This window comes from Streptococcus sp. OH4692_COT-348 (assembly GCF_003859975.1).
In the GTDB taxonomy this organism is placed as follows: Bacteria; Bacillota; Bacilli; order Lactobacillales; family Streptococcaceae; genus Streptococcus.
Map to the genome: position 1 here is coordinate 1 of NZ_RQZB01000010.1, position 18,523 is coordinate 18,523.

General features: G+C 41.5%; 21 protein-coding genes, 1 tRNA gene, 1 rRNA gene and 1 other RNA gene. 23 read left to right on the forward strand and 1 reads right to left on the reverse strand.

The window, feature by feature from the left end:
* From rrf to EII37_RS06805, 13 genes are all read left to right on the forward strand, one after another.
* Positions 1 to 90, forward strand: a 5S ribosomal RNA gene (gene rrf / locus EII37_RS06745); the annotation flags it as partial.
* 5 nt (positions 91 to 95) lie between these two features.
* Positions 96 to 169, forward strand: a tRNA-Asn gene (locus tag EII37_RS06750).
* A gap of 397 nt (positions 170 to 566) precedes the next feature.
* The gene (comW, locus tag EII37_RS06755) at positions 567 to 803 is read left to right on the forward strand and encodes a sigma(X)-activator ComW (protein ID WP_124788045.1); all 237 of its coding nucleotides are present in this window, start codon (positions 567 to 569) and stop codon (positions 801 to 803) included.
* A 230-nt stretch (positions 804 to 1,033) separates the two neighbouring features.
* Positions 1,034 to 2,320: an adenylosuccinate synthase gene (locus tag EII37_RS06760; RefSeq protein ID WP_004237599.1), complete on the forward strand. Its 1,287-nt coding sequence runs from the start codon at positions 1,034 to 1,036 to the stop codon at positions 2,318 to 2,320.
* Between the two features lie 199 nt (positions 2,321 to 2,519).
* Positions 2,520 to 2,987: a tRNA adenosine(34) deaminase TadA gene (gene tadA / locus EII37_RS06765; RefSeq protein ID WP_124788046.1), complete on the forward strand. Its 468-nt coding sequence runs from the start codon at positions 2,520 to 2,522 to the stop codon at positions 2,985 to 2,987.
* Positions 2,988 to 3,019: 32 nt separating this feature from the next.
* An RNA gene (ffs, locus tag EII37_RS06770) (signal recognition particle sRNA small type) lies at positions 3,020 to 3,117 on the forward strand.
* A 56-nt stretch (positions 3,118 to 3,173) separates the two neighbouring features.
* Positions 3,174 to 3,617 (forward strand): dUTP diphosphatase, encoded by a 444-nt coding sequence (locus tag EII37_RS06775; protein ID WP_124788047.1) that lies wholly within the window; start codon positions 3,174 to 3,176, stop codon positions 3,615 to 3,617.
* A complete protein-coding gene (locus tag EII37_RS06780) occupies positions 3,577 to 4,134 on the forward strand; it encodes a histidine phosphatase family protein (protein ID WP_185695967.1) in 558 nt (185 codons plus the stop codon). Before EII37_RS06775 ends, EII37_RS06780 begins: the two co-directional genes overlap by 41 nt.
* 13 nt (positions 4,135 to 4,147) lie before the next feature.
* Positions 4,148 to 5,509, forward strand: coding sequence for a DNA repair protein RadA (radA, locus tag EII37_RS06785; protein ID WP_077804517.1), 1,362 nt, complete (start codon positions 4,148 to 4,150; stop codon positions 5,507 to 5,509).
* A 72-nt stretch (positions 5,510 to 5,581) separates the two neighbouring features.
* Positions 5,582 to 6,079 (forward strand): carbonic anhydrase, encoded by a 498-nt coding sequence (locus tag EII37_RS06790; protein ID WP_124788049.1) that lies wholly within the window; start codon positions 5,582 to 5,584, stop codon positions 6,077 to 6,079.
* A gap of 24 nt (positions 6,080 to 6,103) precedes the next feature.
* Entirely contained in the window at positions 6,104 to 6,919 is an 816-nt protein-coding gene (locus EII37_RS06795; RefSeq protein WP_124788050.1) for a PrsW family intramembrane metalloprotease, read from the forward strand.
* 144 nt (positions 6,920 to 7,063) lie between these two features.
* Positions 7,064 to 8,032, forward strand: coding sequence for a ribose-phosphate diphosphokinase (locus tag EII37_RS06800; RefSeq protein WP_000010168.1), 969 nt, complete (start codon positions 7,064 to 7,066; stop codon positions 8,030 to 8,032).
* 117 nt (positions 8,033 to 8,149) lie between these two features.
* Positions 8,150 to 8,587 (forward strand): CoA-binding protein, encoded by a 438-nt coding sequence (locus EII37_RS06805; RefSeq protein WP_124788051.1) that lies wholly within the window; start codon positions 8,150 to 8,152, stop codon positions 8,585 to 8,587.
* Between the two features lie 31 nt (positions 8,588 to 8,618).
* Here EII37_RS06805 and EII37_RS06810 read toward each other — a convergent pair whose 3' ends face one another.
* The gene (locus tag EII37_RS06810; RefSeq protein ID WP_124788052.1) at positions 8,619 to 9,629 is read right to left on the reverse strand and encodes a YeiH family protein; all 1,011 of its coding nucleotides are present in this window, start codon (positions 9,627 to 9,629) and stop codon (positions 8,619 to 8,621) included.
* A 148-nt stretch (positions 9,630 to 9,777) separates the two neighbouring features.
* Between EII37_RS06810 and EII37_RS06815 the strand changes: the two genes are divergently transcribed.
* The 10 genes from EII37_RS06815 to comB all read left to right on the forward strand — a co-directional run bounded on the left by EII37_RS06815 (position 9,778) and on the right by comB (position 18,419).
* A complete protein-coding gene (locus EII37_RS06815; RefSeq protein WP_124788053.1) occupies positions 9,778 to 10,947 on the forward strand; it encodes a pyridoxal phosphate-dependent aminotransferase in 1,170 nt (389 codons plus the stop codon).
* Positions 10,944 to 11,714, forward strand: a complete 771-nt coding sequence (gene recO / locus EII37_RS06820) for a DNA repair protein RecO (protein WP_000616135.1) — start codon at positions 10,944 to 10,946, stop codon at positions 11,712 to 11,714. The genes EII37_RS06815 and recO overlap by 4 nt, the downstream gene beginning before the upstream one ends.
* The gene (gene plsX, locus EII37_RS06825; protein ID WP_124788054.1) at positions 11,711 to 12,703 is read left to right on the forward strand and encodes a phosphate acyltransferase PlsX; all 993 of its coding nucleotides are present in this window, start codon (positions 11,711 to 11,713) and stop codon (positions 12,701 to 12,703) included. Before recO ends, plsX begins: the two co-directional genes overlap by 4 nt.
* 5 nt (positions 12,704 to 12,708) lie before the next feature.
* Complete coding sequence (locus EII37_RS06830; RefSeq protein ID WP_000136444.1) at positions 12,709 to 12,945, forward strand: acyl carrier protein; 237 nt, start codon at positions 12,709 to 12,711, stop codon at positions 12,943 to 12,945.
* A 444-nt stretch (positions 12,946 to 13,389) separates the two neighbouring features.
* A complete protein-coding gene (locus EII37_RS06835; RefSeq protein ID WP_000180829.1) occupies positions 13,390 to 13,563 on the forward strand; it encodes a class IIb bacteriocin, lactobin A/cerein 7B family in 174 nt (57 codons plus the stop codon).
* Positions 13,564 to 13,686: 123 nt separating this feature from the next.
* A complete protein-coding gene (locus EII37_RS06840) occupies positions 13,687 to 13,839 on the forward strand; it encodes a class IIb bacteriocin, lactobin A/cerein 7B family (RefSeq protein ID WP_001180498.1) in 153 nt (50 codons plus the stop codon).
* 24 nt (positions 13,840 to 13,863) lie between these two features.
* Positions 13,864 to 14,019 (forward strand): hypothetical protein, encoded by a 156-nt coding sequence (locus EII37_RS11110; RefSeq protein ID WP_000732248.1) that lies wholly within the window; start codon positions 13,864 to 13,866, stop codon positions 14,017 to 14,019.
* 388 nt (positions 14,020 to 14,407) lie between these two features.
* The gene (locus EII37_RS11400) at positions 14,408 to 14,596 is read left to right on the forward strand and encodes a hypothetical protein (protein ID WP_000757184.1); all 189 of its coding nucleotides are present in this window, start codon (positions 14,408 to 14,410) and stop codon (positions 14,594 to 14,596) included.
* Positions 14,597 to 14,903: 307 nt separating this feature from the next.
* Positions 14,904 to 17,057, forward strand: coding sequence for a peptide cleavage/export ABC transporter ComA (gene comA / locus EII37_RS06850; RefSeq protein WP_124788055.1), 2,154 nt, complete (start codon positions 14,904 to 14,906; stop codon positions 17,055 to 17,057).
* A gap of 12 nt (positions 17,058 to 17,069) precedes the next feature.
* The gene (gene comB, locus EII37_RS06855; protein WP_124788056.1) at positions 17,070 to 18,419 is read left to right on the forward strand and encodes a competence pheromone export protein ComB; all 1,350 of its coding nucleotides are present in this window, start codon (positions 17,070 to 17,072) and stop codon (positions 18,417 to 18,419) included.
* Positions 18,420 to 18,523 lie beyond the last annotated feature (104 nt).

An 18,523-nucleotide genomic window follows, 5' to 3' on the forward strand; every position in this document is an offset into this window, starting at 1 on the left:
ACCTGTACCCATGCCGAACACAGAAGTTAAGCCCTAGAACGCCGGAAGTAGTTGGGGGTTGCCCCCTGTGAGATATGGAAGTCGCTTAGCTTTATTCCGCCATAGCTCAGTTGGTAGTAGCGCATGACTGTTAATCATGATGTCGTAGGTTCGAGTCCTACTGGCGGAGTAGTTAATTAAAAGAGGTTAAGACCTCTTTTTTTGTTATGTAATTTATAATCTATTTTGTGTTATTTGGTAAGATACATTTTTCTTATAGAGATTAGACTAACTTCCACTTTGGTCAGTAAAGTGGAAGTTACCGAAATTTTTTATACTACGAAATCAGATTCATAATATCTGTATAAAAATATTATAGTTCTAAGAGTATTTAATCAAAAGTTTTAAGTCGGTCTTTTTATGTCTTTAATCATTTGAAATTTAGGTAGTAAATTTGTTCCTATTCTGTCAACTTTTCCTTTTTGTTATTTTGTTGGGGTTGGTATTTTAACAATTCAGGAATTAATAGTGAATGTGTAAAATTTTTTGTTAGAATAAGCTTATAAAAAGTAAAGGGGTATAGGATTATGTTACAAAAAATTTATGAGCAGATGGCGGATTTTTATAGAAATATTGAAGAAGAGTATGGTACGTTCTTCGGAGATCATTTTGACTGGGAACATGTTCATTTTAAATTTTTGATTTATTATCTTTTCCGATATAGCATTGGGAATCATCGGGATTTTATTGTTTACCATTATCGTGTTGCTTATCGTTTGTATCTTGAAAAATTGATAATGAATCAGGGATTTATTTCTTGTTGAGATGTTTTGAGTAAATTTCCGAACAAATTTACTTTTTTATGGAAAGATAATAATAAATAGCTACTTATTTTTTTAAATCGTTTTTTAATAGTTGGAAATAGCAAATCTTTCTATTGTTTCTTCTTGATAAAAAGGCGATTTTTTCTTATAATAAATTGTAAGATATAATTGCAGGTGAGAGTCCTGCCATGTATGTGAGAAAGGAAGAGCCTGAGGGCTCAGACAAGATTATGACTTCAGTTGTTGTTGTAGGTACCCAATGGGGTGATGAAGGTAAGGGGAAGATTACAGACTTCCTTTCAGCGAATGCAGAAGTGATTGCACGTTACCAAGGTGGTGATAATGCAGGTCACACGATTGTGATCGATGGTAAGAAATTTAAGTTGCACTTGATTCCATCTGGAATTTTCTTCCCTGAAAAAATCTCTGTTATTGGGAATGGTATGGTTGTAAATCCTAAATCTCTTGTAAAAGAGTTGAGCTATCTTCATGAGGAGGGTGTGACAACTGATAACTTGCGTATTTCTGATCGCGCGCATGTTATTTTGCCTTATCATATTGAGTTAGACCGTTTGCAAGAAGAAGCTAAGGGCGACAATAAGATTGGGACTACAATAAAGGGAATTGGTCCAGCTTATATGGACAAGGCTGCTCGTGTGGGAATTCGTATTGCCGATCTTTTGGATAAAGATATTTTCCGTGAGCGCTTAGAACGTAACCTTGCTGAAAAGAATCGTCTTTTTGAAAAATTGTATGACAGTAAAGCGATTGATTTCGATGATATTTTTGAAGAATATTACGAATATGGTCAACAAATCAAGAAATATGTGACAGACACATCTGTCATTTTGAATGATGCGCTTGATAACGGTAAACGTGTGCTTTTTGAAGGTGCGCAAGGTGTTATGCTAGATATCGACCAAGGTACCTATCCATTTGTTACGTCATCAAACCCTGTGGCTGGTGGTGTTACGATTGGCTCAGGTGTTGGTCCAAGTAAGATTGACAAGGTTGTAGGTGTATGTAAGGCCTATACAAGTCGTGTAGGAGATGGGCCTTTCCCAACTGAATTGTTTGATGAAGTGGGAGAACGTATCCGTGAAGTAGGTCATGAATATGGTACAACAACTGGTCGTCCACGTCGTGTAGGTTGGTTTGATTCAGTTGTAATGCGTCACAGCCGTCGTGTTTCTGGTATCACTAACCTTTCATTGAACTCTATCGATGTTTTGAGTGGTTTGGATACTGTGAAAATCTGTGTGGCCTATGATCTTGATGGTCAACGTATTGACTACTATCCAGCTAGTCTTGAGCAATTGAAACGTTGCAAGCCTATCTATGAAGAGTTGCCAGGTTGGTCAGAAGATATCACCGGAGTTCGTAATTTGGAAGATCTTCCTGAGAATGCGCGTAACTATGTTCGTCGTGTGAGTGAATTGGTTGGCGTTCGTATTTCTACTTTCTCAGTAGGTCCTGGTCGTGAACAAACAAATATTTTAGAAAGTGTTTGGTCCTAAGAGATTTTTAAGATTTGTTTAAGATAGGTCGGATATACTATAGACAGTTACAAGAAGACCTCCTAACTTGTTGTAACAAATATCCTAAACTTTTCTTTTTCATAATAATCTCCCTATAAAGTCACCGCATTCGGTGGCTTTTTTTGTCTTGGGATTCATGATATAATAATAAAATCGATAAGTAGTAAAAGGGAAATTGATGAATTATACAGTTGAAGAAAAAGAAAGCTTGATGAGAGAGGCATTGAAAGAGGCTGAGATTGCTCTTGAACACGATGAAATTCCAATTGGTTGTGTGATTGTCAAAGATGGGGAAATCATTGGTCGTGGGCATAATGCGCGTGAGGAGTTGCAACGAGCGGTTATGCACGCGGAGATTATGGCTATAGAGAATGCGAACCTGAGTGAGGAGAGCTGGCGCTTGCTGGATTGCACGCTTTTTGTGACCATTGAGCCGTGTGTCATGTGTAGTGGTGCGATTGGACTCGCCCGTATTCCAAACGTGGTCTATGGGGCTAAAAACCAGAAATTTGGCGCTGCTGGGAGTTTGTACGATATCTTGACAGATGAGCGTCTCAATCATCGTGTGGAGGTTGAAACGGGAATTTTGGAAGATGAATGCGCAGCTATTATGCAGGACTTTTTTAGAAATAGACGGAAAAAATAATTTTGCTTTTAAAATGAATAGGAATGTGATATAATAAATAGTGGAGCAACAGTTCTGCGTGAAGCGGGTCAGGGGAGGAATCCAGCAGCCCTAAGCGATTTGAATTGTGTGCTCTTTTTTTCGTGCTTTTTCCGAATAAATAAGATAGAATAATCTAGAATAAATGATAATAGAAAAGAGAAGAATATGAAAATTCGTGGTTTTGAATTGGTTTCTAGTTTTACAGATGAAAATTTATTGCCTAAGCGTGAGACAGCGCATGCGGCTGGTTACGACTTAAAGGTTGCTGTGCGTAAGGTTATTGCGCCAGGAGAGATTGTCTTGGTTCCGACAGGGGTTAAGGCTTATATGCAACCGACGGAGGTTCTCTACCTTTATGATCGCTCTTCAAATCCTCGTAAGAAGGGCTTGGTCTTGATTAACTCTGTGGGTGTCATTGATGGGGATTATTATGGAAATCCTGGGAATGAAGGGCATATTTTTGCGCAGATGAAGAATATCACAGACCAAGAGGTTATTCTTGAAGTTGGGGAACGTGTTGTCCAGGCTGTCTTTTCTCCTTTCTTAATTGCAGATGGAGATGCGGCTGATGGCGTTCGAACTGGTGGATTTGGATCGACAGGGGACTAGGATGAAGATTATCTTTGTACGTCACGGGGAGCCAGATTATTGTGAGTTAGAGGAGCGTTCCTATACGGGATTTGGGATAGATTTGGCGCCCTTGTCTGAAGAGGGACGGCAGCAAGCTCAGGAACTGAGCACCAATCCTTTACTTCCTTCAGCTGAAATAATCATATCTTCTGCAGTCACAAGAGCTTTAGAAACGGCTTCTTATATGGTTTGTGCTACGGGTCTTCCTTTAAGAGTAGAGCCATTATTGCATGAATGGCAGGTCTATGAAAGTGGCACAGATAATTTTGAAAAAGCTCGTACTATGTTTCTAGAAAATAAGGGGGAGTTACTTCCTAATAGTCCTATTCAATATGAGACAGCTACGGAAATGAAGTCTCGTTTTCTAGAATGTATGTCTAAGTATCGAGAACATCAGACTGTGGTAGTTGTTGCTCATCGAATGCTCATGCGCCAGTTTGTGCCAAATGAGAAGATTGATTTTTGCCAAGTGATTGAGTGTGAGTTAGAGATATAGAAAGAGGTTTATCATCGCAAAGAAAAAAGCGACATTTGTATGTCAAAATTGTGGGTATAATTCCCCTAAATATCTGGGACGATGTCCTAACTGTGGGTCTTGGTCTTCCTTTGTAGAAGAGGTTGAGGTTGCCGAGGTAAAGAATGCGCGTGTGTCCTTGACAGGTGAGAAAACCAAGCCTATGAAACTGGCTGAAGTGACCTCCATCAATGTCAATCGAACCAAGACAGAGATGGAGGAATTCAACCGTGTACTTGGAGGCGGAGTGGTACCAGGAAGTCTCGTCCTCATAGGTGGGGATCCTGGAATTGGGAAATCAACCCTTCTCCTACAAGTCTCAACCCAGTTGTCTCAAGTGGGGACTGTTCTCTACGTCAGTGGGGAGGAGTCTGCCCAGCAGATTAAGCTACGAGCAGAGCGTTTGGGAGATATTGATAGTGAGTTTTATCTCTATGCAGAGACCAATATGCAGAGTGTTCGAGCAGAGGTGGAGCGCATCCAGCCAGACTTCCTCATTATTGACTCTATCCAGACCATTATGTCTCCTGAGATTTCAGGGGTGCAGGGGTCTGTTTCTCAGGTGCGTGAGGTAACTGCTGAGCTCATGCAGCTGGCCAAAACTAATAATATTGCCATCTTTATCGTAGGTCATGTGACCAAGGAAGGAACATTAGCTGGGCCTCGTATGTTGGAGCATATGGTGGATACGGTACTTTACTTTGAAGGGGAACGCCATCATACCTTCCGTATTTTAAGAGCGGTCAAAAACCGTTTTGGCTCCACTAATGAGATTGGGATTTTTGAGATGCAGTCAGGTGGCTTGGTTGAGGTCCTCAATCCGAGTCAGGTTTTCCTAGAGGAGCGTTTGGATGGAGCAACTGGCTCGTCAATCGTTGTGACCATGGAAGGGACGCGTCCTATTCTTGCAGAAGTGCAGGCCTTGGTAACACCGACCATGTTTGGAAATGCCAAGCGTACGACGACAGGCCTTGATTTTAATCGTGCTAGCTTGATTATGGCTGTTTTGGAAAAACGGGCAGGTCTTCTCTTGCAAAATCAGGATGCTTATCTCAAATCTGCTGGTGGTGTCAAATTGGATGAACCTGCCATTGACTTAGCTGTTGCAGTTGCCATTGCTTCGAGCTATAAAGACAAGCCAACCAACCCTCAGGAATGTTTTGTGGGAGAACTGGGCTTGACAGGAGAGATTCGGCGTGTGAATCGTATCGAACAGCGTATTAATGAAGCTGCTAAGCTGGGATTTACCAAGATTTATGTACCTAAGAATTCCTTGACAGGAATCACTCCGCCTAAGGAAATTCAGGTCATTGGGGTGACAACGATTCAGGAGGTTTTGAAAAAGGTTTTTGCTTAATCTGTGACAAATCCTCTTAAAAATGATAAGATAGGAGAAATATTTGACTCTCAAACTGTTAAGGAGGAAATCATGTCTTATTTTGAACAGTTTATGCAAGCCAATCAGGCTTATGTTGCCCTACATGGGCAGTTAAATCTGCCACTTAGACCAAAAACAAGAGTAGCTATCGTTACTTGTATGGATTCTCGTTTACACGTTGCCCAAGCTTTGGGACTTGCTCTTGGGGATGCTCATATCTTGCGGAATGCAGGTGGGAGAGTGACTGAGGACATGATTCGTTCGCTAGTTATTTCCCAGCAACAAATGGGGACAAGAGAGATTGTGGTATTGCACCATACAGACTGTGGTGCTCAGACCTTTGAAAATGGACCTTTTCAGGAGTATTTAAAAGAGGAACTAGGTGTCGATGTGTCAGACCAGGACTTTTTGCCCTTCCAAGATATAGAGGAGAGTGTGCGTGAGGATATGCAACTTCTTATCGAGTCTCCCTTAATACCAGACGATGTCATTATCTCTGGTGCTATTTACGATGTGGATACAGGAAGTATGACAGTCGTAGAATTGTAAAAAATTCATTTAGAAAGAAAGTGTATGAAGAAAAACAGTATTTTATTTATTTTTATCTTATTGCTATGTATTGGTTTACAGTATGAAACCATCTATTATACGGATGGTTCGATGTCAGGTGCGGAATATGGCCTAATGGGAGTTTCTATCTTTCTAGCTCTCTTTTACATGATTCCAGCTCTTTATTTCCTTTTCCGTATTGGGAAAAAATGGGAATTGCCAAAGAACGCCTTGATTTTGTCTTTATTGGGTGGGATGTTCCTTTCAGGCTGGTTGTCTAGCTTTGCGAACACCTATATCCATGATTTGCTGGGTATTCTTTTCCCAGATAGTGCATTTTTAAATGCCTTTGAAAGTGCTATTGTGGCTCCTTTGGTAGAAGAACCGCTGAAATTGTTGCCACTTGTTTTTGTTTTAGCTTTGATTCCTGTGCGAAAGTTAAAATCTTTGTTTTTACTAGGGATTGCTTCTGGTTTGGGATTTCAAATGATTGAGGATATTGGCTACATTCGTACGGATTTGCCAGAGGGATTTGACTTTACTATTTCGAGAATTTTAGAGCGTATCATCTCAGGAATTGCTTCTCACTGGACTTTTTCAGGTTTGGCTGTAGTAGGGGTTTACTTGCTTTACAGAGCCTATAAAGGACAAAAGGTTGGCAAGAAACAGGGGCTTATTTTCCTAGGTTTAGCTTTAGGAACTCACTTCTTGTTTAACTCTCCTTTTGTAGAATTAGAGACAGAGTTGCCTTTAGCGATTCCAGTGGTTACGACTATTACTCTCTATGGTTTTTATCAGGCTTATTGTTTTGTTGAGAAACACAATGAGTTGGTGAACTAGAATATTTTTTAAAAGAATGATGCAGGGGCACAAATATGCTGCCCTTCTTTTATTTTTGATTGAAAAATAGTGCAAAAAGCGCTACAATGGTAAATGGAAAATCTTGTGAAAAGCACAAGCGATACATATATACCGGAGGAAATCATGTCTTTTTCTGATTTAAAGCTGTTTGCCCTTTCTTCTAATCAAGAATTGGCAAAACGTGTGGCGCAGGAGATTGGGATAGAGTTGGGGAAATCAAGTGTCCGCCAATTTTCAGATGGAGAGATTCAGGTCAACATTGAAGAATCAATCCGTGGGAAACACGTCTTTATCCTACAATCAACTAGTTCGCCTGTAAATGACAATCTGCTTGAAATTTTGATTATGGTAGATGCTTTGAAGCGTGCGAGTGCAGAATCTGTCAATGTTGTCATGCCTTACTATGGGTATGCACGTCAGGATAGAAAGGCGAGAGCGCGTGAGCCAATCACTTCAAAACTTGTCGCAAATATGCTTGAAGTAGCTGGAGTGGATCGTTTATTGACCATCGACTTGCATGCTGCGCAGATTCAAGGATTCTTTGATATTCCTGTGGATCATTTGATGGGGGCTCCTCTGATTGCGGATTATTTTGAGCGTCGTGGCATGGTTGGTTCTGACTATGTGGTTGTCAGCCCAGACCATGGAGGGGTGACTCGTGCCCGTAAGTTGGCAGAATTTTTGAAGACATCTATCGCTATTATTGATAAACGTCGTAGCGTTGATAAGATGAATACTAGTGAAGTCATGAACATTATCGGTAAGGTTGAAGGCAAGACTTGTATCTTGATTGATGATATGATTGATACCGCTGGTACGATTTGTCATGCGGCAGATGCCCTTGCAGAAGCTGGTGCTGTTGAAGTCTATGCGAGCTGTACGCACCCAGTTCTTTCTGGTCCTGCTATGGACAATATCCAAAATTCAGCTATTAAGAAATTGGTTGTTTTGGATACTATCTATCTGCCAGAAGAGCGTTTAATTGATAAGATTGAGCAGATTTCAATCGCTCATCTCTTAGGGGATGCTATCGTGCGTATCCATGAAAAACGCCCACTTTCTCCACTTTTCAGTATTGAGAAAAAGATTTAAGTTTTCGCTTAGAATAAAACATACTCCTAGCAGAAGTGAACTGCTAGGAGCTTTTTTGTAGCCAAAATCTGCAAGCCTTTTCAAATTGTGCTATACTGATGAAAAAGGAGGATTTCTATGAGTCAAGAATTTATCAATCCAAGTGATGGCGTGATTCGTCAGTATCTCGCAACGAGTAAAACCCTTGCTGTGGTGGGCTTGTCTGACCGTGAGGAAACAACTAGCAATCGAGTGACCAAGGAAATGCAGGCTCGAGGTTATAAAATCATCCCAGTCAATCCCAAGGCGGCAGGTGGCGAAATCTTGGGTGAAAAGGCTTATGCTAGCCTAGCTGAGATTCCTTTTCCTGTAGATATTGTCAATGTTTACCGTCGCAGCGAGTTTCTGCCTGATGTGGCGCGTGATTTTCTCAAAGCTGATGCCAAGATTTTTTGGGCACAGCTAGGACTTGAAAGTCTAGAAGCGGAAGAGATCTTGCGTGCTGGTGGATGTGATGACATCGTGATGAATTGCTGCATTAAGAGAGAACATACACGCTTGATTGAGGAAGCATAAGAAAAAGGTAGCTGGAGGGCTACCTTTTGTGTTAGAAAATGCCGATAAGGGTCTGCATACCAAGACTAGTGAGGATGATGGCAATCCAGCAGATGGCTCCGAGAACAATGGATTTTCCGCTGGATTTGACCATAGCTACCAGATTGGTTTTGAGACCGATAGCACTCATGGCCATGATAATGAGGAATTTGGAAAGTTGTTTGAGTGGGGTAAAGAAACTACTGGATACCCCGAGAGAGGTCAGTAGGGTAGTTAGGAGAGATGCAAGGATAAAGTAAAGGATAAAAAGTGGGAAGACTTTTTTCAGTTGTAAGCCTTGCTTATTTTTTTGTTCGCGACTTTGCCAGTAGGAGAGAAAGAGAGTGATGGGGATGATAGCCAGAGTACGTGTGAGTTTGACAATGGTTGCGGATTCGAGGGTATTAGTCTGGTAGAGACTGTCCCAGGCGCTGGCGGTAGCCGTTACAGAGGAAGTATCATTGACCGCAGTTCCTGCAAAGAGGGCGAAGCCGTCATTGGATAGATGAAGCCAGGTACCTAGCGTTGGAAAGATGAGCGCAGCCAAGACATTGAAGAAAAAGATAACGGAGATGGCTTGGGCTACTTCCTTTTCCTTTGCATGGATAACGGGCGCTGTCGCTGCAATGGCAGAGCCCCCACATATGGAAGAACCCACTCCAATCAAGGTAGTCAGTTTTGTGTCCAGTGCAAAGAAGCGCTGGAAGAGATAGGCAACAATCAAGGCTATTGAAATGGTGGAAAGGATGACAGGGAGTGAAGATTGTCCGACTGCGAAGACTTGCGAGATATTGAGACCAAAACCAAGCAAGATAACGGCATACTGGAGCAATTTCTTGGAACTAAAGGTCAATCCAGCATCCAGTTGTTTATATGACGAGAGAAAGGGATGGAGAAGCATTCCCATAAAAATCGCAAAAACAGGCGCGCCAATAACAGGGAAGAATCCTCCTAAGTACCAAGATACGATTGAAATGAGAAGGCAGGCCAAGATGCCTGCTCCATTTTTTGATAGAAATGACATAAAAACCTCCAAATAGAATCTGTTACCATTATAGACCTGTAAACAGGAAAAGTAAAATAGAAAGTGGAAAGCTATTCTATCATGTATTTTTGCGGTCGGGGGGCTTTTGTAGTATAATAGAGATACGTTTTGAAAGTAGGAGGTATCTATGGACTTAACTAAGCGCTTTAATAAACAGTTAGATAAGATTCAAGTTTCGTTGATTCGTCAGTTTGACCAGGCTATTTCGGAGATTCCTGGGGTCTTGCGTTTGACCTTGGGGGAACCTGATTTTACAACGCCAGATCATGTCAAGGAGGCGGCCAAGCGAGCGATTGACCAGAACCAATCCTACTATACAGGGATGAGTGGTCTGCTGACTTTACGTCAGGCAGCCAGTGACTTTGTTAAGGAAAAGTACCAACTGGACTATGCTCCTGAAAATGAAATCTTGGTTACAATTGGGGCTACAGAGGCTTTATCTGCTACTTTGACAGCTATTTTGGAAGAGGGAGACAAGGTGCTCTTGCCAGCTCCTGCCTATCCAGGCTATGAACCGATTGTTAATCTAGTTGGGGCAGAGGTTGTCGAGATTGACACAACTGAAAATGGTTTTGTCTTGACTCCTGAAATGTTGGAGAAAGCCATTTTGGAGCAGGGAGACAAGATCAAGGCGGTTATTCTCAATTATCCAGCCAATCCGACAGGAATTACCTATAGTCGGGAGCAATTGGAAGCCTTAGCAGCTGTTTTACGCAAGTATGAGATTTTCGTTGTCTGTGATGAGGTTTACTCAGAATTGACCTACACAGGGGAAGCCCATGTATCTCTGGGAACTATGTTGAGAGATCAGGCCATTATTATCAATGGTCTATCTAAATCACATGCCATGACAGGATGGCGTTTGGGTCTGATTTTTGCTCCTGCTTCCTTTACAGCTCAGTTGATCAAGAGTCACCAGTACTTGGTCACTGCTGCAAATACCATGGCTCAACATGCTGCGGTGGAAGCCTTGACGGCTGGTAAAAACGATGCGGAATCTATGAAGAAGGAGTATATCCAGCGTCGAGATTATATTATCGAGAAAATGACTGCTCTTAATTTTGAGATTATCAAACCAGACGGTGCCTTCTATATCTTTGCTAAGATTCCAGCGGGCTACAATCAAGATTCCTTTGCTTTTCTCAAGGATTTTGCTCAGAAGAAGGCTGTTGCCTTTATCCCTGGAGCAGCTTTTGGACGTTACGGGGAAGGCTATGTTCGCCTATCTTATGCGGCCAGTATGGAGACTATTGAAGAAGCCATGAAACGACTTGAGGAGTACATGAGAGAAGCATGATTCAGTCTATCACGAGTCAAGGCTTGGTGCTCTACAATCGCAACTTTCGGGAGGATGACAAGCTCGTCAAGATTTTTACTGAGCAGGCTGGTAAGCGGATGTTTTTCGTCAAACACGCTGGTCAGTCCAAACTGGCGCCTGTTATTCAGCCCTTGGTGTTGGCACGATTTCTCTTGCGAATCAATGATGATGGGCTTAGCTATATCGAGGACTATCATGAGGTGATGACTTTTCCCAAGATTAATAGCGATCTCTTTGTCATGGCCTATGCGACCTATGTGGCAGCTCTTGCTGATGCTAGTTTGCAGGATAATCAGCAGGATGCTCCCTTGTTTGCTTTTTTGCAAAAGACTTTGGAGTTGATGGAAGCAGGCTTGGATTATCAGGTTTTGACCAATATTTTTGAAATTCAAATCTTGACTCGATTTGGAATCAGTCTCAATTTTAATGAGTGTGTCTTCTGCCATCGGGTCGGTCAGGCTTTTGATTTTTCTTTCAAATATGGAGCCTGCCTCTGTCCAGAGCATTATCATGAGGATGAGAGACGTTGCCATCTCAATCCCAATATCCCCTATCTGCTCAATCAGTTTCAAGCCATTGATTTTGAGACCTTGGAGACTATTTCGCTCAAGCCCGAAATCAAGCAAGAGTTACGCCAATTTATGGATCAACTCTACGAAGAGTACGTTGGGATTCACCTAAAATCAAAGAAATTTATTGATTCCCTAGCAGACTGGGGACAATTACTAAAAGAGGAAAAGAAATGAAAAAAATCGCAGTAGATGCCATGGGGGGCGATTACGCACCTCAGGCCATCGTTGAGGGTGTCAATCAAGCCCTTGCTGACTTTTCAGATATTGAGGTTCAACTCTACGGAGATGAAGCTAAAATCAAGCAATATTTGACAGCGACAGAGCGCGTCAGCATTATCCATACGGATGAGAAGATTGATTCAGGCGATGAACCTACGAGAGCTATTCGGAAGAAGAAAAATGCCAGTATGGTCTTGGCGGCCAAGGCTGTCAAAGATGGAGAGGCAGATGCTATACTCTCGGCTGGGAATACAGGTGCTTTACTAGCAGCAGGATTTTTCATCGTGGGTCGTATCAAGAATATCGATCGCCCTGGGCTTATGTCAACCTTGCCGACTATTGATGGGAAAGGTTTTGACATGCTGGACCTCGGTGCTAATGCAGAAAATACAGCCCAGCACCTCCATCAATACGCGGTTCTAGGCTCCTTCTATGCTAAAAATGTTCGTGGCATTACGCAACCACGTGTTGGCTTGCTCAACAACGGAACAGAGAGTAGTAAGGGCGACCCGCTTCGTAAGGAAACCTATGAATTACTGGCGGCTGATGAAAGTTTGAACTTTATCGGAAACGTGGAAGCACGTGATTTAATGAATGGCGTTGCAGATGTTGTTGTGGCAGATGGTTTCACGGGAAACGCTGTGCTCAAATCCATTGAAGGGACAGCCATGGGAATCATGGGCTTGCTCAAGACCGCTATTACAGGTGGTGGTCTGCGAGCGAAACTAGGTGCCCTCCTTCTCAAGGACAGCCTCAGAGGTTTGAAAAAACAGCTCAACTATTCAGATGTTGGTGGAGCAGTCTTGTTTGGTGTCAAGGCACCTGTTGTTAAGACTCATGGCTCAAGCGATGCCAAGGCTGTTTATAGTACAATCCGCCAGATTCGTACCATGCTAGAAACAGACGTAGTTGCCCAGACTGCGCGTGAATTTTCAGGAGAATAAAAGAGATGACAGAAAAAGAAATTTTTGACCGTATTGTGACCATTATCCAAGAGCGACAGGGAGAAGACTTTGTCGTGACAGAATCCTTGAGTCTGAAAGACGATTTGGATGCGGACTCAGTTGACTTGATGGAGTTTATCTTGACACTGGAAGATGAATTTAATATCGAAATCAGTGATGAGGAAATTGACCAACTGCAGAGCGTAGGAGATGTGGTAGAAGTCGTCAAAAGTAAAGAATAGCAAGAAGCAACATGCAAGTCGTGTTGCTTTTTTATTGTCAGGAAAAATAAAAAATTTAGAACTTTTAGTGGGAATTACGAATAGATAGATAAGGAAGAAAAAGGAGGAGTGTTTATGTATGTGACTGGTTTTTATCCGTGGTTCATTAAATTATTTTTCAAATAAAATTTAATTAATTGTACATTTTCGAATTATTTTTCGAATAAATAAGTGAGAAGAAAAGGAAGGAGATTACGCGATGTATTTACCAATCTTATTGCCATGGTTTATCAAATGGTATTTAAAATAAATGAAATTTACCTGTTCATTTTAAATCACTTCTCAAATAGATAAGTGAGACGAAAAGGAAAGAAAAGGAATTCAGTAATTTATCTATTCTGGTTTTTAAAATGGTTTAAGAGCCAGAAATCGTAAACTAAAAAATAGAAATAAAGGAGAAAAAAGATGACAAATTTTGACAAAATGGAACAGAACTTTGTAGCTCTTACAGAAGAAGAGTTGATGAATGTGGATGGGGGAATTATTCCGATTGCAGTAGCAGCTAGTATTATTGCAGGTTCAGCATTTGCCGGTTTAAGTGCAGGAGTAGCTATTGGAATTAGTCGAAACAAGAGATAATGAGAGAATCAATGAAGTTTTCAAACGAATTTGCGGCTGTTATTATATCAGCCTCAGGAATAGTGGGTTTATTAGTAGGAGTAGCTATTGGATTAGCTAGTATTATTTAAAAAGGAGTATATCATGCAAAATTTGAATCAATTTGAAATCGTAAAGCAAAATGAATTAGAGCAAGTACAAGGCGGAGTGGGTTTATTGATTGTTATCGGAGGCTCATTACTTGCTGCAGGTGGAGCTGGGGTAGCTGGTTATTGGTTATCTCGTACGTTTGGTTAATATATTTAAAGGAGCAAGTGGGATATGAAAAAATTAGAAGAAAAATTTGAGATCATGGCAGAAGCAGATTTGGCTAGTACCGAGGGTGGACTTATTATTACTACTTCTACAGCTATCGCTTGGGGTGTTTTAGGAGTTGTTACCTATATGTACGGTCGTCATCTAGGAAGCAGACGTTAATTTTAACAATTTGATACATATTTTATTAAAGAATGTAAGAAAAACTATGAATCGTAATTTAGAACGGTGTTATCTATTCTGACTAGGAATAGATCATACCAGAGGTGGCTTAGAAATAGCAGGGACATTAGAAATTGAAGTAACTTTAAATAGGATGTCGTAAAGGTTACTATCAATGATTTATTTGTCCCAAGCTTGCCTAGGGTGACAGTAAAAAATCAATTTCCTTTCATACCATATTTTTAGTAGGTAGAACGCTTGTTCTGCCTATTTTTTTATCTCAAAAGTGCAGCTGAGGTGTTTATTTATATCGTTTGGAGTTTATTTGGAGTTTTACATGTATTTTTGATAAAATAGGTATAGAAATTAGGAAAGTCGAAGAAAAGGAATGAAGAAGGTTTTAAGATATTTTTTAGTATTTGTTTTTCTATTTTTGATGAATATTTTCATCTTTAAGATACTAGCAACTCTGGGATTTCAACTGACAATGAGTGAAAAGAGTTATATTGTACCACCGCTGTTTTCGATTATCGTTTTATATATGATTGACAAAAGAATTAGGAAGAAAAAGAAATAAATATATATTTTAGGTAGGACGTTTGTTCTGCCTATTTTTTATCCCAAAAGTGCATTTGGGAGGTAGATAGGCGCATTTGGGGAGGAAGTCCAGTTTTTGTTTGAGGATTGGGGTAAGATAGGTATTATCAGATGAGTTTATACTCTTCGAAAATCTCTTCAAACCACGTCAATGTCGCCTTGCCGTGTAGATGTTACTGACTTCGTCAGTTCTATCTACAACCTCAAAGCCGTGCTTTGAGCAACCTGCGGCTAGTTTCCTAGTTTGATCTTTGATTTTCATTGGGTATTAGGAAAAGGAGATGAATATGAAATTTGGGAAACGTCACTATCGTCCGCAGGTGGATCAGATGGACTGCGGTGTAGCTTCATTAGCCATGGTTTTTGGCTACTATGGTAGTTACTATTCTTTAGCTCACTTGCGAGAATTGGCCAAGACAACCATGGATGGGACAACGGCTTTGGGCTTGGTCAAGGTGGCAGAGGAAATTGGTTTTGAGACGCGAGCAATTAAGGCGGATATGACGCTCTTTGACTTGCCAGATTTGACTTTTCCTTTTGTTGCCCATGTGCTTAAGGAAGGAAAATTGCTCCACTACTATGTGGTGACTGGGCAGGACAAGAACAGCATTTATATTGCCGACCCAGATCCTGGGGTGAAATTGACTAAACTGCCACGTGAGCGTTTTGCGGAAGAATGGACAGGAGTGACTCTTTTTATGGCACCTAGTCCAGACTATAAGCCTCATAAGGATCAAAAGAATGGTCTGCTCTCTTTTATCCCTATATTAGTGAAGCAGCGTGGCTTGATTGCCAATATCGTTTTGGCAACACTCTTGGTAACCTTGATTAACATTGTGGGTTCTTATTATTTGCAGTCTATCATTGATACCTATGTGCCAGATCAGATGCGTTCGACGCTGGGGATTATTTCTATTGGGTTGGTTATCGTCTATATTCTCCAGCAGGTCTTGTCTTACGCTCAGGAGTATCTCTTACTTGTTTTGGGGCAACGCTTGTCGATTGACGTAATTTTGTCCTATATCAAGCATGTTTTTCACCTACCTATGTCCTTTTTTGCGACACGTAGGACAGGGGAGATCGTGTCTCGTTTCACAGATGCTAACAGTATCATCGATGCGCTGGCTTCGACTATTCTTTCGATTTTCCTAGATGTGTCAACGGTTGTCATTATTTCCCTTGTTTTATTTTCACAAAATACCAATCTCTTTTTCATGACTTTATTGGCACTTCCTATCTATACAGTGATTATCTTTGCCTTTATGAAGCCGTTTGAAAAGATGAATCGGGATACCATGGAAGCTAATGCGGTTCTGTCTTCCTCTATCATCGAGGATATCAACGGTATTGAGACTATTAAGTCCTTGACCAGTGAAAGTCAGCGTTACCAAAAGATTGACAAGGAATTTGTGGATTATCTGAAAAAATCCTTTACCTATAGTCGGGCAGAAAGTCAGCAAAAGGCTCTGAAAAAAGTTGCCCATCTCTTGCTCAATGTCGGCATTCTCTGGATGGGGGCTGTTCTGGTCATGGATGGCAAGATGAGTTTGGGGCAGTTGATTACCTATAATACCTTGCTTGTTTACTTTACCAATCCTTTGGAAAATATCATCAATCTGCAAACCAAGCTTCAGACAGCGCAGGTTGCCAATAACCGTCTTAACGAGGTCTATCTGGTAGCTTCTGAGTTTGAGGAGAAGAAAACAGTTGAGGATCTGAGCTTGATGAAGGGAGATATGACCTTCAAGCAGGTTTCCTACAAGTATGGCTATGGTCGAGACGTTTTGTCGGATATCAATTTGACGATTTCCCAAGGCTCTAAGGTGGCTTTTGTGGGGATTTCAGGGTCAGGTAAGACGACCTTGGCTAAGATGATGGTGAATTTTTATGATCCAAGTCAGGGAGAGATTAGTCTGGGTGGTGTCAATCTCAATCAGATTGATAAAAAGGCTCTGCGTCAGTATATCAACTATCTGCCTCAACAACCTTATGTCTTTAACGGAACGATTTTGGAGAATCTTCTTTTGGGAGCCAAGGAGGGGACGACTCAGGAGGACATCTTGCGGGCGGTAGAGTTGGCAGAGATTAGGGAGGACATTGAGCGCATGCCACTGAATTACCAGACAGAATTGACTTCGGATGGGGCAGGAATCTCAGGTGGTCAACGTCAGAGAATTGCTCTGGCGCGTGCTCTCTTGACAGATGCGCCGGTCTTGATTTTGGATGAGGCAACTAGTAGTTTGGATATTTTGACAGAGAAGCGAATTGTCGATAATCTTATGGCTTTAGACAAGACCTTGATTTTCATCGCCCATCGCTTGACCATTGCTGAGCGGACAGAGAAGGTGGTTGTTTTGGATCAGGGCAAGATTGTTGAAGAAGGACATCATGTTGATTTGCTTGCACAGGGTGGATTTTACGCCCATTTGGTCAATAGCTAGAAAGAGGAGAGGATGAAACCAGAATTTTTAGAAAGTGCGGAGTTTTATAACCGTCGTTACCATAATTTTTCCAGTCGGGTGATTGTCCCCATGTCGCTTCTGCTCGTGTTTTTACTTGGCTTTGCAACTCTTGCAGAGAAGGAGATGAGTTTATCCACTAGAGCGACTATCGAACCTAGTCGTATTCTTGCTAATATTCAGTCAACTAGCAGCAATCGCATTCTTGTCAATCATTTGGAAGAAAATAAGCTGGTCAAGAAGGGGGAGCTTCTTGTTCAATATCAGGAAGGGGCAGAGGGTGTCCAAGCGGAGTCTTATGCCAGTCAGTTGGACATGCTTAAGGATCAAAAAAAGCAATTGGAGTATTTGCAAAAAAGTCTGCAAGAAGGGGAGAACCACTTTCCAGAGGAGGATAAGTTTGGCTACCAAGCCACCTTTCGCGACTACCTCAGCCAAGCGGCTAGTCTTAGGGCTAGTACATCGCAACAAAATGAGACCATCGCATCTCAGAATGCAGCAGCTAGCCAAACCCAAGCCGAAATCGGCAATCTCATCAGCCAAACAGAAGCTAAAATTCGCGATTACCAGACAGCTAAGTCAGCTATTGAAACAGGCGCTTCCTTGGCCAGTCAGAATCTAGCCTATTCTCTCTACCAGTCCTACAAGTCTCAGGGCGAGGAAAATCCGCAAGCTAAATCCCAGGCTGTTGCGCAGGTTGAAGCACAGCTTTCTCAGTTAGAATCCAGTCTTGCTACTTACCGTGTTCAGTATGCAGGTTCAGGTACCCAGCAAGCCTATGCGTCAGGCTTAAGCAGTCAATTGGAGTCCCTTAAATCCCAACACTTGGCAAAGGTTGGTCAGGAATTGACCCTTCTAGACCAGAAAATCTTGGAAGCAGAGTCAGGTAAGAAGGTTCAGGGAAATCTTTTAGACAAGGGGAAAATTACGGCAAGTGAGGATGGGGTGCTCCATCTTAATCCTGAGACCAGTGATTCTACCATGGTAGCAGAAGGTGCCATACTAGCCCAACTTTATCCGTCCTTGGAAAAAGAAGGGAAAGCCAAACTCACAGCCTATCTTAGTTCAAAGGATGTAGGAAGGATCAAGGTCGGTGATTCTGTTCGCTATACGACGACTCATGATGCCAAGAATCAACTTTTCCTAGATTCTACTATTACCAGCATCGATGCTACAGCTACCAAGACTGAAAAAGGGAATTTCTTTAAAATTGAGGCGGAGACTAATCTAACTTCTGAGCAGGCTGAAAAACTTCGATATGGGGTGGAAGGTCGTCTACAGATGATTACAGGTAAGAAAAGTTACCTGCGTTATTATTTGGATCAATTCTTGAACAAAGAGTAATGTTCGTGTTTTTAGAGTTAAATAATTTTTAAACTGTGAGAAAGATCCTTCTTGCAGTTTTTTCTTTACAATTTTTGAAACACATCTGATATTTATTCGGTTAG

Bases quoted from the DNA above. Each gene is read 5' to 3' on its own strand.
- comW (WP_124788045.1), top strand. From the start codon at position 567: ATGTTACAAAAAATTTATGAGCAGATGGCGGATTTTTATAGAAATATT.
- EII37_RS06760 (WP_004237599.1), top strand. From the start codon at position 1,034: ATGACTTCAGTTGTTGTTGTAGGTACCCAATGGGGTGATGAAGGTAAG.
- tadA (WP_124788046.1), top strand. From the start codon at position 2,520: ATGAATTATACAGTTGAAGAAAAAGAAAGCTTGATGAGAGAGGCATTG.
- EII37_RS06775 (WP_124788047.1), top strand. From the start codon at position 3,174: ATGAAAATTCGTGGTTTTGAATTGGTTTCTAGTTTTACAGATGAAAAT.
- EII37_RS06780 (WP_185695967.1), top strand. From the start codon at position 3,577: ATGGCGTTCGAACTGGTGGATTTGGATCGACAGGGGACTAGGATGAAG.
- EII37_RS06790 (WP_124788049.1), top strand. From the start codon at position 5,582: ATGTCTTATTTTGAACAGTTTATGCAAGCCAATCAGGCTTATGTTGCC.
- EII37_RS06795 (WP_124788050.1), top strand. From the start codon at position 6,104: ATGAAGAAAAACAGTATTTTATTTATTTTTATCTTATTGCTATGTATT.
- EII37_RS06800 (WP_000010168.1), top strand. From the start codon at position 7,064: ATGTCTTTTTCTGATTTAAAGCTGTTTGCCCTTTCTTCTAATCAAGAA.
- EII37_RS06805 (WP_124788051.1), top strand. From the start codon at position 8,150: ATGAGTCAAGAATTTATCAATCCAAGTGATGGCGTGATTCGTCAGTAT.
- EII37_RS06810 (WP_124788052.1), bottom strand. From the start codon at position 9,629: ATGTCATTTCTATCAAAAAATGGAGCAGGCATCTTGGCCTGCCTTCTC.
- EII37_RS06815 (WP_124788053.1), top strand. From the start codon at position 9,778: ATGGACTTAACTAAGCGCTTTAATAAACAGTTAGATAAGATTCAAGTT.
- recO (WP_000616135.1), top strand. From the start codon at position 10,944: ATGATTCAGTCTATCACGAGTCAAGGCTTGGTGCTCTACAATCGCAAC.
- plsX (WP_124788054.1), top strand. From the start codon at position 11,711: ATGAAAAAAATCGCAGTAGATGCCATGGGGGGCGATTACGCACCTCAG.
- EII37_RS06830 (WP_000136444.1), top strand. From the start codon at position 12,709: ATGACAGAAAAAGAAATTTTTGACCGTATTGTGACCATTATCCAAGAG.
- EII37_RS06835 (WP_000180829.1), top strand. From the start codon at position 13,390: ATGACAAATTTTGACAAAATGGAACAGAACTTTGTAGCTCTTACAGAA.
- EII37_RS06840 (WP_001180498.1), top strand. From the start codon at position 13,687: ATGCAAAATTTGAATCAATTTGAAATCGTAAAGCAAAATGAATTAGAG.
- EII37_RS11110 (WP_000732248.1), top strand. From the start codon at position 13,864: ATGAAAAAATTAGAAGAAAAATTTGAGATCATGGCAGAAGCAGATTTG.
- EII37_RS11400 (WP_000757184.1), top strand. From the start codon at position 14,408: ATGAAGAAGGTTTTAAGATATTTTTTAGTATTTGTTTTTCTATTTTTG.
- comA (WP_124788055.1), top strand. From the start codon at position 14,904: ATGAAATTTGGGAAACGTCACTATCGTCCGCAGGTGGATCAGATGGAC.
- comB (WP_124788056.1), top strand. From the start codon at position 17,070: ATGAAACCAGAATTTTTAGAAAGTGCGGAGTTTTATAACCGTCGTTAC.